At 42.2% G+C, this 13,267-nt stretch carries 13 protein-coding genes and 1 pseudogene; 5 read left to right on the forward strand and 9 right to left on the reverse strand.

The window, feature by feature from the left end; genetic code table 11:
- The first annotated feature begins 65 nt into the window (after nucleotides 1-65).
- Nucleotides 66-1,487, forward strand: a complete 1,422-nt coding sequence (locus tag V1587_RS22560) for an EAL domain-containing protein (protein ID WP_371899305.1) — start codon at nucleotides 66-68, stop codon at nucleotides 1,485-1,487.
- Nucleotides 1,488-1,489: 2 nt separating this feature from the next.
- Nucleotides 1,490-2,407, forward strand: coding sequence for a hypothetical protein (locus tag V1587_RS22565; protein WP_325795303.1), 918 nt, complete (start codon nucleotides 1,490-1,492; stop codon nucleotides 2,405-2,407).
- Between the two features lie 1,024 nt (nucleotides 2,408-3,431).
- Here the strand turns inward: V1587_RS22565 and V1587_RS22570 are convergent.
- Nucleotides 3,432-4,421 carry a tyrosine-type recombinase/integrase gene (locus V1587_RS22570; RefSeq protein ID WP_049000240.1) on the reverse strand — a complete coding sequence of 330 codons (990 nt, stop codon included), beginning with the start codon at nucleotides 4,419-4,421 and terminating at the stop codon, nucleotides 3,432-3,434.
- Nucleotides 4,422-4,944: 523 nt separating this feature from the next.
- Here V1587_RS22570 and V1587_RS22575 point away from each other — a divergent pair.
- Nucleotides 4,945-5,574, forward strand: coding sequence for a hypothetical protein (locus tag V1587_RS22575; protein ID WP_395314603.1), 630 nt, complete (start codon nucleotides 4,945-4,947; stop codon nucleotides 5,572-5,574).
- 454 nt (nucleotides 5,575-6,028) lie between these two features.
- Here the strand turns inward: V1587_RS22575 and V1587_RS22580 are convergent, their stop codons facing one another.
- The 4 genes from V1587_RS22580 to V1587_RS22595 form a co-directional block, all read right to left on the reverse strand.
- Nucleotides 6,029-6,841, reverse strand: a complete 813-nt coding sequence (locus V1587_RS22580; protein WP_395314604.1) for a DUF2971 domain-containing protein — start codon at nucleotides 6,839-6,841, stop codon at nucleotides 6,029-6,031.
- Between the two features lie 7 nt (nucleotides 6,842-6,848).
- On the reverse strand, nucleotides 6,849-7,352 hold the full coding sequence (locus V1587_RS22585; RefSeq protein WP_395314605.1) for an MltR family transcriptional regulator: 504 nt from the start codon (nucleotides 7,350-7,352) through the stop codon (nucleotides 6,849-6,851).
- 399 nt (nucleotides 7,353-7,751) lie between these two features.
- On the reverse strand, nucleotides 7,752-8,237 hold the full coding sequence (locus V1587_RS22590; RefSeq protein WP_395314606.1) for a GNAT family N-acetyltransferase: 486 nt from the start codon (nucleotides 8,235-8,237) through the stop codon (nucleotides 7,752-7,754).
- On the reverse strand, nucleotides 8,225-8,491 hold the full coding sequence (locus V1587_RS22595) for a DUF1778 domain-containing protein (RefSeq protein ID WP_032640030.1): 267 nt from the start codon (nucleotides 8,489-8,491) through the stop codon (nucleotides 8,225-8,227). Before V1587_RS22595 ends, V1587_RS22590 begins: the two co-directional genes overlap by 13 nt.
- Nucleotides 8,492-9,159: 668 nt before the next feature.
- Between V1587_RS22595 and V1587_RS22600 the strand changes: the two genes are divergently transcribed.
- A complete protein-coding gene (locus V1587_RS22600) occupies nucleotides 9,160-9,411 on the forward strand; it encodes a hypothetical protein (RefSeq protein ID WP_395314607.1) in 252 nt (83 codons plus the stop codon).
- A 197-nt stretch (nucleotides 9,412-9,608) separates the two neighbouring features.
- On the opposite strand, the gene V1587_RS22605 is transcribed toward V1587_RS22600, so the two are convergent.
- Nucleotides 9,609-10,499 carry a GNAT family N-acetyltransferase gene (locus V1587_RS22605; protein ID WP_063411150.1) on the reverse strand — a complete coding sequence of 297 codons (891 nt, stop codon included), beginning with the start codon at nucleotides 10,497-10,499 and terminating at the stop codon, nucleotides 9,609-9,611.
- Between the two features lie 330 nt (nucleotides 10,500-10,829).
- Between V1587_RS22605 and V1587_RS22610 the strand changes: the two are divergent.
- A pseudogene (locus V1587_RS22610) lies at nucleotides 10,830-11,084 on the forward strand (histidine phosphatase family protein); the annotation flags it as partial.
- Here V1587_RS22610 and V1587_RS22615 read toward each other — a convergent pair.
- The 3 genes from V1587_RS22615 to V1587_RS22625 form a co-directional block, all read right to left on the reverse strand.
- Nucleotides 11,042-11,356 (reverse strand): hypothetical protein, encoded by a 315-nt coding sequence (locus V1587_RS22615; RefSeq protein WP_395314632.1) that lies wholly within the window; start codon nucleotides 11,354-11,356, stop codon nucleotides 11,042-11,044. The pseudogene V1587_RS22610 and the gene V1587_RS22615 overlap by 43 nt on opposite strands.
- Nucleotides 11,357-11,958: 602 nt before the next feature.
- On the reverse strand, nucleotides 11,959-12,426 hold the full coding sequence (locus tag V1587_RS22620) for a GNAT family N-acetyltransferase (protein WP_248199592.1): 468 nt from the start codon (nucleotides 12,424-12,426) through the stop codon (nucleotides 11,959-11,961).
- 278 nt (nucleotides 12,427-12,704) lie between these two features.
- Complete coding sequence (locus V1587_RS22625) at nucleotides 12,705-13,100, reverse strand: hypothetical protein (RefSeq protein WP_248199590.1); 396 nt, start codon at nucleotides 13,098-13,100, stop codon at nucleotides 12,705-12,707.
- Nucleotides 13,101-13,267: the final 167 nt, after the last annotated feature.

Consider the following 13,267-nt stretch of genomic DNA (forward strand, 5'->3'; position numbering starts at 1 on the left):
AGCTTCATTGACTTATATTTACATATAACGTCATTGTTGAATCTTGAAATGGCGGAGAAACTAAAATGGATGTCAGCATTGTTATTTCGGAATGTGTTTTTTTCAAAAATGGCATTAGAGAATATTTCAACATTAGAAGTGAAGGTTCGACTGAAGTTGAGCCAAAAGATGCATGGTTGCCTGAAGCGGCGGTCGTTCATTTGCCCAGGCATGAACCTAGCTTTCTTTCGACTCTAAATGAGATAATTAAAGTCTTAAATGAAAGTGACAATAGAATTACCGTAGTATTTGTGACAGATGCGTCTGCATTGCTTATCGCTAAAACATTAACCGCTAATGTAAAAAAGAAGATACTCAGACGTAATGATTTTATCATTGCACCTGTCAGTTGTACCGTGGAGAACGTGGATAAACTTCTAAAAAGGGGAAGCACAATACATACCTGTTTAATGTGTAATGCATTTCTTGAAAATGTAATGGGCAAAATGACGTCCAAAGGCATGAGCAGTCGCGAATTACAGGTACTGATTAATGTTTATCGTGGCAAAGATATGAGATCACAGGCATCTGAAACAGGGCTAAGTATTAAATCACTATACAACTACAGGTTGACTGGCATGAAAAAATTTAAACGCTTGGGAATAGAAACGCTGGCCACAGATCAAACATCCGGGATCATTTGTGACAGGCATTTTAATTGCTTATCAGAAAATGAAAGACGTTTTGTAAATGCTGTTGCAGCAGATGATATTTTTATGGTTTTTCAGCCAATAGTTAACCACAATCTCAGACTGCAGGGTTTTGAGCTGCTGGTCAGATGGGTCGAAGATGCTGCCATAAAATATCCTGGTGATTTTCTTCCAGGATTGCGCAGTAAGTACCCCTGGATGGTACTTACTGCATTTGCGCTCCGCCATGCTATAAAAATGATAAAAAGGTATCAGGGACGGTATTATTTCTCTGTGAACCTCCCTAACCAGTTGATTCATGAGCAGGGGTTAGTGAATATGCTCGCTGCTGCTCGCTCGTCGTTGACTAATCAGACCTGTAAAAGTCTGGTTCTCGAAATTAATGAAAAGACTTCCTTCGAACATCACCCTGAAGTAATTGATAATATCAACTCAATACAGAACATGGGCTATCGTGTATTTCTTGATGATTGTTTTTCAGCTAAAAGTGCATTTTTCCCTGTCAGAGATGTTAAGTTTGATGGATATAAAATAGATATTTCAGCAGTGAATGACTCTCTGCACGACTTCGATTGTCTAGCATTAATACAGTCTCTCCAGCATTATTGTTCTTTAACCAACAGAAAATGTATCGCGGAAGGCATTGATAGAATTGAAAAAATAAATTGCTTACGTCATCTTTCTGTACTGGACTTTCAGGGAGCGTTAATCAGCAAACCACTCAAAGAGGAGGCTATGGACCAGTTTATTCAGGAGAGTAATGAATTTTTAAAACCCGGCATATCTTTAGCAGGTTAATTATGTCAGCTGAATTAATAAAACAAGCCATTATATCTAATGCGGCCACGATAAGAAATCGTGAAACTTTTTTCAATGCTATAGAAAAATTTTATGAAAATGATAAAGCGCTATTGAAGTTACAGCCTGCATTCTTTAAGCACATACTCAATGAAAGTAGATTCAATATCATACTGATGACTTGCTGCTTTATTTTTAGTGGCAGCATTAAATCTATTAAAGATATAAAAAATTACTGTGAGATTAATTCCATATCCAGTCAGAACAGTATTATAGCTGTCATTTCACTGCTTAAGGCATCAGGACGCATAGATACAGAAAGAGATTCTGATGACAGGAGAAACGTAAAACTGGTAATAACGCAAAAGGGATTGAAAGACCTCAAGAGTTATATATATACTGTTATCGCACCGTTAAAAAACTTACATCCTGAATATAATTTCAATATGGAGGCTATTGCGTCTAGATCTTTTCTGCAGGATTTTTTTTATGGTGTATCTGTTCCTTTATTGAAAGGTGTTACATATAAACAGATAAACACTAAAATTGATTATTATATTGATAAAGATGGCGGCCGTTCTCTGTTGCTGTATTTGTATATGAAATCAGCTTTTAATAATATGCAGATTAACAGCACAATCAACCAACTTGCGTTCGAGATTAGTGTTTCAAGAACGCAGGTTCTGCGATTAGTTAATAGCCTGGAAAAAGATGGATACATCAAAGATATAAGTAAAAAAGACATCACAGTAAACCAAAACTTAATAGATTTAGTCGAAGACTATATGTCTATATATTTTTCATATATAGAGTACTATCTTTTTAGCTCAGCAGATTTAAGGCGTATATTAATAGAGGAAAATACGAACTCTGGGACAAACACAGTGTATAACAACCTCTATTATTTAAGGAAGGCTTAAAGGTAATTAATCTCGGCAAGCCTGATGTTTTTTGCTTTGTTCAGGAATTTATATGTAACAGATTGAATTAATCCACTTTTTTCCTTTAACTTCAATGAGGTGAGAAGTTCATTAGAGGGAGGATAATCTATTGATGAAGATATTTTTTTATTTTTAATAAAACAGCTAACATTTAGTTTTTCATTAATTACTACACTCTGGCACGTATCTGTCACTATGTTTCCTTCAAACTCGACTCGTGAGGATTTCCCTGCGTATGCAGCCAAAGGGATAGATAGGATTGTTATAATTATCAGTAAATTATAGAGCCTTAATAATGTTTTTATATAAACCTCGATAAGCAGGATTGGCAGGAACGCCGTGGTTCGGAGGACTTCATGAACTGAAACGATATAAGAATAGTATCATCTAAATCTGAAAATAGTCAAAATACAAAATAAACAGATTTCGTTTAGTTTAGTAGCGTAATTAATTGTCATTACTAATTTTTACGGTTCAAATGCCTATTAAACTTCACTACCATGAAGCTTTATAAACTTTTAAAACTAAATTAACAAAGCAATTCATTGCCTTATCAATTTGATATTTTTCTACCGTTATGTAGCGGGATTTCAACAGGATTTAATGGCGGGTAAACTGTTGGTCTGAATCGAGATGCTCAGACGATGACTATAACTCGAAGCAGTGTTTTTTATTAAAGCAGCTGGGTTAGTAATTCGTGTCAGGAATACAATACGACGTCTTCAGCAACACACGAAAGAAAGCCGAATACTTGTTAGGTTAAGCAAACCAGGATCGTGAGGAGAAACCCTCGTACCCATTTGAGGAAAGAGCTTGAATGAAGGCAAAAAGATCGCCGGTCACCCTGTAGGTCCAAACCATCCCGGCTCAGAATGGGAAACAGGGCAACCAGCAGACCTACGTTAACGAAAGTTCCGCTGTAGTACCATTCCAGAAATCGCGCAGTCTGCGGGCACCCTTATCTTATGTCCTGTAAGCTTAATCGCTTAACATGTTGTTAAGTTCATATTAGATCCAAGCGGTCACGAGCTGTGCGCAGGCGCGCCTCGCCGCGGCGATCATACTGCTGGGTGGTGGTGACGCTGGCGTGGCCCATCGCATCCTTTACCGTGATTAAATCCTCGCCGTTATCCAGCATGGCGGTGGCAAAGGTTCTCCTTAAATCGTGCGGCGCGCATTTCGCTATCCCGGCCTGGCGCTGGCGTACCTGCAGAACATGGTAAACCGCCTGATCGGTGAGACGGTCGTCCGTCAGGGTGTCAAAGCGGCGGATTCGGGTGAACAGTGGCCCGTCTTTTTCTCCCCGAACTTCATCAACCCACTTCTGCAGCCGCTGCCAGGTACCGGCCGGCATGTAGGCCAGCCGCTCCTTGTTTCCCTTACCCAGCACAAGAAGCGCTCGCTCATTTGTGACAACGTCACGCAAATCCAGCCCAACGGCCTCCGATCGTCGCAGACCGCAACCGAGAATGACGGCCAGCATCGCCGCATCGCGGATGCCGATACTGGAATCATCGGCCTCACAGGCAGCAAACAGCGCACGGACCTCCTCCGGCGGCAGGGCACGGCCGCGCGGGAGACGGCTGCCGCGCAGGTTACGCACCGCCCGGATGTGCTGAAAACTCTCGACGTCCATCAGTCGGAGCATCCAGGCTTCCTTAGCCACGCCCTTGAGCGCCGACAGGTAGGTGTTAACGGTGGCCGTGGCCCGGCCGGTATCGCGCAGCAGTTCAGTCACGGCCATCACGTGATGGCGACGCAGGCTGCCCCAGCTGCAGGCATCGAGGGACGTGGCGCCGAGCATACCGGCAACTATGCTGAGGAACGAGGCCATAGTCTGCCGACTGCGGGGGGAATTGAGGGAAAGCAGGTAGGCCCGGGCTGGACTGACCGAAGCGTTCTCACCAGACAGCGCCGGCAGAAATTCCTCACCGGGTGGAATGACGGCTGCGGGCAGACTCAGCTCCGGTTCGTCGTCGGGTATCAGGATCATGTCGGGCTCCGTCCGGGCCGGAAAGGGATCGGCGCGCTGAGTGAAAAATCTGGGTAAATGATACCACCAGAGCGTACCGTAGGAAGTCTACTTTTTCAAACGTACATTTTAATAAGTAGATTGATTAGCCTGTACATTTAATGGCTTGTGAACACATCAATTGATGAGATAATATATTGTTAATCGCACAACGAAAAAGTTAAACCGTACTTTTAATTATATATTTTAAATCTGCAATTTCTTGGCAGCTTAATGATAATCCAGAACAACTTGAGAAGTATAATTTATTATTTGAAGAGATTGATTTTATTGATAAAATATAATGCTTAATAGGTCAGGTAATTTTTGGGGCCAGTTCTGATCTCAGCGGTTGGATTGTACGTGTGCTGGACGGTGATAACAGTGATATTAACTGAATCCACCTGTCTTTTTCTGACTGGTATAATGCTCAGGAAAAAAGGAATCTCTTTGGTCATGTACCCAACATCCTGGAACATTCTATCTTTAAGAAATAAGGGAAAAAATGAAAAACGCAATTAAATATCTGTGCTTGGTTACTATGCTTCTTGGTTCCGATTTCGCTTTTGCTGATGAATACATCGATAAGGTTAAATCGCAAGTATATAACGAGTTCAGAGATGAACGGCCACTATCAGTGGTTATGTCTTCTCGTCAGGATTGTGAAAAGGGCGAGTGGAAGTCATTCGACTGGGACGGTATTCAGAAAGGTGTGAGTTATACTTGCACTGTATCTAAATCGAACATCGAAAAGATTACAGAACGATACAATCGTAATGCCAAAGCTAGCCTAGATAAAACTTTATCGACGTATAAAAAAGGGGACGATGGTTCTGCTAAGTTTGCAGAATGGTATCAACGGACGTCCAAATCTATCATCAACAGTTATCTTACTCGTAACCAAATGCTCCGTCTTGATGGCATCACCATTTCAAATAACTGGGCAATTCAGTTTGATGGGTCAGTGAAATACTCAGGTGTTAATATCATGTATACTGGCGGTACATTTGTCTCCAAAACTCATAAGTACATTAAAGACTTTTCACTTCTTGGCTGGGCTTACGGCAAACCAACCCAAACACCAAAAGTTTATCTGGAAGCTTTAGGCCCTGACTTTTATAAAGAAGATAAGTAATATATATAAGACTTTAACATCAACCGGCTGGTTGCATTATCGACATAAACGAGAAATGTGCAGGCCTAGCAACAGTTGCCGGTTGCCAGGCTGACTACGACTGCGGTTAACCGGCGGCAGTGTCTGTCTGAGATCTCCAACCGATTGGTAACAAGGCGTGTTGTAAGACAGGGTCGATAACATCCTGAAGGATTCTGAGTCGGTTTGCATAGTTCATTGAAACAAACTCCGTTCCGTATGCCGTCATGAGTCTCATCCATTGCAAGCAGTGATCGCTGTGGTGAGACTATTTAGTCAGAGACTGACATCTCAATTTAGCTACTACAATATTTGTCAAATCTCACTAGAATTGTCTAATCACTGGCTCGTTAGAAATGTCCATATGTTGAAAAGGCCGCAGTGAAAATCAGCTTCCACATGCGGCCTCTCTAGCATAACGTTATTGTGCGCACCATTATTCTGCCTTTATGTCAAAATCAAAACTACCTGGAAGATTAACTGCATTTTTTATTTCTACATGTTGATATTCAGGAAAGCACAAGATATTCCGTATTGTTTCCTTGTCACCTTCCGATGTTCTAACTCCAAAAATAACCTCTTTTAAAGCCTGTGGGGAGAATGAAAACATCCCATGCTTGTTTCTAATGAGGCGGTATTCTTCTTCATATTCCCATTTTGATGATTTTGTTAATAAGTTACCCTCCATTAAGACATGGAGTTGTTTTGTATAAAATTCATCCCCTTTTTCGTCAGGAAAGCTCGAGTCAGGATTCCAGGGTTGAACAAACGTTCCCAACTCTTCAATTAGCTCTTCGAAAATCTCTTGATATGTGGGGGCAGTTTTATATTTTATATCGCCTGACATAAAAACATCCTCATCTGGCATTAGAGACTCATCAAACCCTAAGCATATACCTTTATGAGAATTTCCATAGTGTGACCACAACAAAGCATCCCGGGCATTTTTTGATGCAGAGAAGACACCAAGGGTTTTTATGAAATTACCAATTAAAACATTTAGTTTCAGTGGGTTGCCATCGGCATCCTTGTGGTGATTGTTGAGGATATATAGCAAAAATGCTTTTTGGTCATATTCCTCGCTTATATACCTGTTATATTTATTGACAACCTTTTGATATTCCGACTCTATATCAATAGAACAATCCAATGGATCATTTAAATCAGCAGGAGGAGAAAAATATATTTTCCTGTTTATCAGCAATTCTAATGTTCTTTGATTTATTTCTCTATATTTATAAATTGTCATTTGTATATCAACCTCTGCTCCGATGTCCCCATACCCTCGGTAACATCCTTTCTTTTTTTACTAACCTAGCTCTATACATTAAATCGACCAGTAATATACTTACTGCAAAAGAAAATTTTGTTTTGGAGCTTTGAATCACATCATCTGGCCCAAGCCATGGTAACTTGTCTAATGCCTTTTTGATTTTGGGATTCTCAAAAGAAATGTCTCTCCAGCCATGTCCAAATTCATTCCTTATTTTTCTGATTAAATCAATCTCATCAAACTCATGATCCATAATCAATCCAAGGGCATGTGCGGCTTTAAGTCGCGCAAAGAAAGTGCTAAGTGGTGCATTGAATCCTGAAATCAATTCTTTAGCTGACTTGTTTGATATTAGTAAGCTATCGATAATTTCAAAGAGACTTTCATCTAGCATTGATGCTGCAAGAAGGACAGCTCCCCGATCAGATTCTTTATTGAATTCATTGAAGAACAGCCCCAGCTTCTCTACTTCTGGTGTTAGATCCATTGAGCAATCCTTGAAAGAGCTTAGGCGCATATCGATACCGCGAAGCGGTTCGGGGTTTTGTTACACCCGGACTTTTCCCCGGCTTCCCGACGTTTTTCTTTTTTTATAATATCATTGAAGTTATTTGCTTTTCTCAGAAATTTTCTCTGGCTTTGATTGCATTAGCTGCAACACAGCGCTGCTGGTCAGTGAGTGCGAGGTTTCCGATAAGTTCACCTTTTACCAAAGATGGCCTCAGAGCTCCCCTGAAGCTTTATCATAGCTTCAAGTAGGTCATCTTCGTTCAGCGACCGCTGGGATTATATTGGTGCGCATAACAAAGATTATGTTAAACAAATTAAATATGCCATTAAATATCAATAAGTTATTGCCAACCACATCCCTTTCTTGCCAATGAATCTATTGCGGAAGCTTCAGAAACAGAGTCCGTTCCTGGGTTTGCGATGCCTTAAAGCCATGGTGAAGATAAAAGTTTTTGGCTTCTTCAGTCAGTGCATGAACCATAATCGCACGGACTCCAATATTATCAGCTACACGGTAACAGCGCAGAACTGCATCATGCAGTAAATCGGCCCCGAGCCCTTGACCACGGAATGAAAAATCGACTGCTAGGCGAGCAAGTATGATTACGGGAATTGGATCTGGCATATTGCGCCTGAGGCTTCCCGTTGCTTCCACGTGGTTAACGCTGCCGGTGGCCAAAGAGTAAAAACCGACAACCTGTTTAGTATCTGTTTTACAAACGACGAACGTTCGTGCTGCGCCAAGAGCCTGGTTTTTTAATCCTCTCTGTTTCAGCCAGTCATCAAGTACTACCTCACCACTGACGAACTCTGCTAGTTGATGAGAGCTGGATAACGGTTCTGGTGCTGTTACAGGTCCCACTGAGGTTTCCTTGCCAGGAGTTTATTGATGGCAGCGTCATCCGCGACTGGCGCATCGAGCATATCGATAAACTCAGCATACTGCTCATCGTTAAAATTGAATACGCGACGATCGAGGATCACATTCTCAGCAGCCTGGCACGCCATTTCAAGGATAAAGTCCGTGCGTGATTTATGAAGGATTTCTGCAGCAGCATCGATAAGTGCTCTTTGAGACTCCTTGGCTCTGAGGTTGAGCTGGACATCTGATTTCATGAGTGTACTCCTTGTATAGCAATTGCTTTACAAGCATATCACAATGATATTGTATAGCAAACGTTATACACTCGCACCATGAGGTACCTGTAATCCCTCTGTTCCTATTAAACGTTTTTTCTCTTCCCTATAGTCCCGCGACGAACCACACACTGACAGGCGAATGCGCCCAATGGAGAGGCGTGCCCTGAGCATCAAGATCTGGACTGACCCCTCAACAGTAGACATTTCCTGTCCTCACGACGAGGCCTGTTCAAAGGCCTCCGGACTGACGATTACCAGCAGTCTAAAGCCTAGCTATCCCAAAAGACAATCGACGTTCTCAGGTAAGAAATGTTTAATTCATATGTAATGAACTTCGTTCTGTATGTCCCCCTCTCGCTCATAGCGGACCTTCAGCTCAGTCTGTCTGTCTGTCCGCTTTGTGCCACAAGCGGACATTGCAGGAATCACAATGTGTTAACCAACGGGTAGCTGGTCAGCAGGACTACACCATGAGGCGTTAATGCCGCAGATTGACGCACTGATGGCTCGTGTCGCACAACCGTAGTCAAAAAAGCCCAGGGGCCGGCAACAGTGTAATCACCGTACCCTGTATGACTATACCCATACAGGGTACGGTGCTAAGTTAATAAAGAAAATAACCGTTCTATTCATGGAGGTTTACTGTGAGCGTATATGTTTTTTATTACAACGAGTCTGGCGCAAGAGTCTTTACCAAAAGTAGTGTAAATGATGAAGCAAAAGAGCTTCTCAAGCGTAAAGGGTACAAAAAACATTTTTTCGAGGTTGAAGCTGAAAGTGCAAAGGAAGCTATTGCGAAGATGAAAAGCAACAACGATGAATATCTTAATGAATTAAAAGATTATTCTGACAGCCTTCTTTTTGTTGGCCTTGTTGGGGGGGGGGCTTTTTTTTAAAAAGTAGTTGCGGTGATCTGCTCACCGCCAATCATATGCTGAACACATCCGGTTGTAATAACCTGCGAACTTCCGCTTCTCGCTCATAGCGGACCTTAACGCTACTTATCTTGTCTGCCTTGTGCAGCAAGAAAAGAGTTATATAGACATATTTCATATCACACGCAGCAACAGATTTAACGTTCAGGTTAAGCAGATTAACTAAACATCACAGGTAAATACTCAAATCTGAGAATGCATGTCCGCCCCGCTTTTTCAGCTGTCTTTATCGAGGGCAAATTTTCCGGAATGATAGTCCCTGTCATTAGGCAGGGTTCCCGGCTGGAGCGTTGAAGATGGTTACAAAGCAGGCGCTGAGCCCGGGAGGCCAGAGAGCGTCCGCGAAAGGCAGGAAGGATTACCTCTTCAGAAATCCGGTGGCCACTTAAAAAAGCGACGCCTCCTTTTTCGCAAATTATTAGTCCGACGCGTACTCCTTCTTCATAAACAATATGTGCAACGCCTTCTGAAATATAATCACTGAGTTCTTCGTCATCGACAGAGCACAGATTGCCTCTTAAGGCTGGGATAGCTGACAACGAATTCTGATAGGCATCCATGAGCGCCTTTCGACACCATTCAAAATCGGCGTGTTTAGCCAGCCTCAGAGTTACTGTGTCATCCTGATATTCTGAGGCACCTGACAGGCAGGATGCATAGATGAATTGATCTGTTATACCCTGATTTTTATGATGGCCGGGCGTGAGAATTCGAATGTACAGCGGCTTTAGCTGCGCCCACTCTTGGCAAACGTATTTGAGTACAGAACAATCTATACTGGAGTCTGAAGCGACAATGTCAATGAAAGGGCTATTGATATCGCCCCCACGGTAACGCGGACCAGTAAGAAAATGCTGTCCATCAATATTAAGTTTTCGCTGTAAAAAATACTCCTGTGGCAAGCCAGTTTCTTTCCACGGGAACCTTGCTGAAAAGGTGCTATCCACACAGTATTTTTCCTGCTCAGAAATCCATTTTTCAAGCCAGCTATGGAGAATATCCTGTGGTACGGGCAGTTGAGCATACTGAGAAAGCATGAATTCTAGCATCATATTTGTCTGGCATAATTCCATGGTTCAGCTGAGGCTACACAGATTGCACTACCTTTCGCTCAAATAGCAAGCAGCTTTCGGAACTAAAGAATCCACTTCTGGTTTATGGCGCGTTGCGCCGCTAAAGTTCTGTCCGCTTCGTGCCAAGAGCGGAAGTTAACTACGGATAAAATTCAGCGCCTCACCCCCAGAGCCGCTGCATAATGGCAATAAGCTACACTTGTTCATTATTTCCAAAACAGGAAAGCCTTCCGCTGCTTCAACGGTGTGTGTTTGACATCGCGCAGTTGGGACATTTTGATCAACAACGAGCATGGCCAGCTAACGATGAAATTGATACTTGTTCGACACGCAGAAACAGAGTGGAATTTGGAAGGAATTATTCAGGGGCACAGCGATAGCCCCTTGACCTGTCGGGGTTTGCGTGAAACATCCGTCCTACTAGCAGCGTTTAGTGCAAGTGAGTATCAAATAGAGCGTGTTTACGCTTCTCCGCTTGGGCGTGCCTGGCAAATGGGGCAAAGCCTGGCTGAACACATTCATTGTTCACTGACGGCTAAACCGGCCCTTAAAGAGCAGGCCTCACCATTACCACCAAAAATATATGCAATGGTTGTGACTTTATTATCTTCATTGCTTTGTGATGGGATTATCTCGTAGGCAAATTTGCCATCACCACCATTCTCGCCAAGATTAGAGGTATTATCGCTCCCATCATTTCCTGTGTTTTCAGCTAGTTCGCTATGAGGTAGTTGTATCTGCATCGTATCAGCCATAATAAAATAAGGGATATTGATTAAGAGAATGGCTGTAATAGCTTTTTTCCTGAATCGTCCTGCTGTATGTTTTTGCATACTTTCTTCCTTTATTTTTATAATCACCATAGATATTTCTTGAAACAGTCCTGGACTGAGAGTATGATATGCGAGCTGTATTATTTGTTCTCGCTTATTGACTTACCTCTCAGTTAATTTATTTATATCCATAAAGCTGAGTTATTAGCAATACACATATTCATGCTGCCGGTCACAGAATTGAATAATTTTGGTACGGACTTCTACAGCATAAATTGTTGGAGCAGTCGTTCTGTCAGCAGCTAAAGTGGGCTAATGGCCAGTGGAGCGAAAACAGACGCTAAGAAAGTAACTAATTGTTATTTAATAATATTATTTGTTCTGCAAAGAAAACTAATTCAATAGTTGATTGACGCACTGAAAGTACGCACCGGCGTGAAAATACTTCGATCAACGCTCCGGCCTAACGCTTCCTCGATGATGGATACCCGGCGACAGATATAGGGCAGGATCGCCTACCGGGGCGGGGTCAGTCCAGGACCGGTTCAAATGTGCCAACTTCCATTTGGCCAACGGGAAGCTTTGTGCAAGGAGCGGACATTCATTGTTCTGGTTTGTTGAGCTCAACCAGGCAAACAATGCTGCCTGCTGCAGGTTATTTATTATTTCGCCAAATGTTTTCGCATCAGTGCATTTTCTACTGTAATTCCACGGCAAATAGGAAAACCTCTCTCCACTACATGAAAGCCGTGTCGTAGAAAGAACGCTTCCGCAGCCTTACTTACATTTGAAGTAAGCTCACTAGTTCCATGTTGCCTCGCTTCCTCATGAATGCAATTCATTAGTAATGTCCCTACCCCCTGTCCTGAATAGGTTCCTGAGACATAAAAATGGTCAATATACCCATTTGGTTGGAGATCTGCATATCCAGCTATTTCGCCATCAATCTCTGCAACAAAAGGGCATAGTTCCCTAATGTGATTGGCCCATTGTTCCTGGTCGATTTCTGCCGGGGCCCAGGCATCAATTTGTTCATGTGTGTAGTAGTGGGATGCGATGGTATGTACAGAAGAATAAAACACGTTAAATAATGAGATTTCATCCCCATTACGGAACCTTCTTATTTTCATAAAACCTCATTATGAAAGCTGCTTGTAGAACAATACTACTTTTTGTGAAATAGAGTGTCATCTCCTCTCTCACAGTCGACCCCTACCAGTTAGCCAGTCCGTTCCAGAAGCGGACGTTAAGTCCTGAAAATTGTCATAAGTTTAATGATGGCGGCCATTTTTTCGGAGTGTCTTCGTGATCCAAACTGTAGATGATGTCCCTAACAGTATCATTCAGCTGAGAAAACGTAATAATCGCGAAGTAATACTCGTCTCAACTCCCGAATTTACAGGAAGAGTTATCGCCAGTTGGCTGCCCTTAAAATCTTTATTAATTGACGTCCCGCATTAGGGTCATTCTCATATACTCGCATAGCATTTTGTTTGAATATTTTTGGATAACTACAGGATAGCAATGGGGTTAAAACAAACATTAAAACACCCGCTCCAAACGCTGCTAAACCATGTAACCAGCTGATCATTGACAGCGGAATTAAAAAAAAGCAGTAGTGCGCATAAAAAAATAACTGTGTGCTGATTTGAGCCCATTTAGGTATCAACGCCCTGGGATCTATCTCATAAAATTTATTTTTATAGAGTATTTCTTTAGCACTGGTTCTCATACCTATAAGCCATAAAAATGGAAAGTAAGTTAGTCCAAACAACACTATCACAACTAAATTCCAGTTATACATGTCTTGATCCATATTTCCTCTAGAACTGCCACAGTTTCGCACAAGTTATGCTTTATAGGGAACAAGATAAGTTGCGATGTCCTTTCTTTGCTCATCGCTGCCTGTCAGATAGCAGGGGAGCAAACTGACATGGACAGAATCACCGCAAAATCCACCAGAACGAAAAC

It is taken from the genome of Enterobacter sp. ECC-249 (genome assembly GCF_043965265.1).
Classification (GTDB): Bacteria; Pseudomonadota; Gammaproteobacteria; order Enterobacterales; family Enterobacteriaceae; genus Enterobacter; species Enterobacter quasiroggenkampii.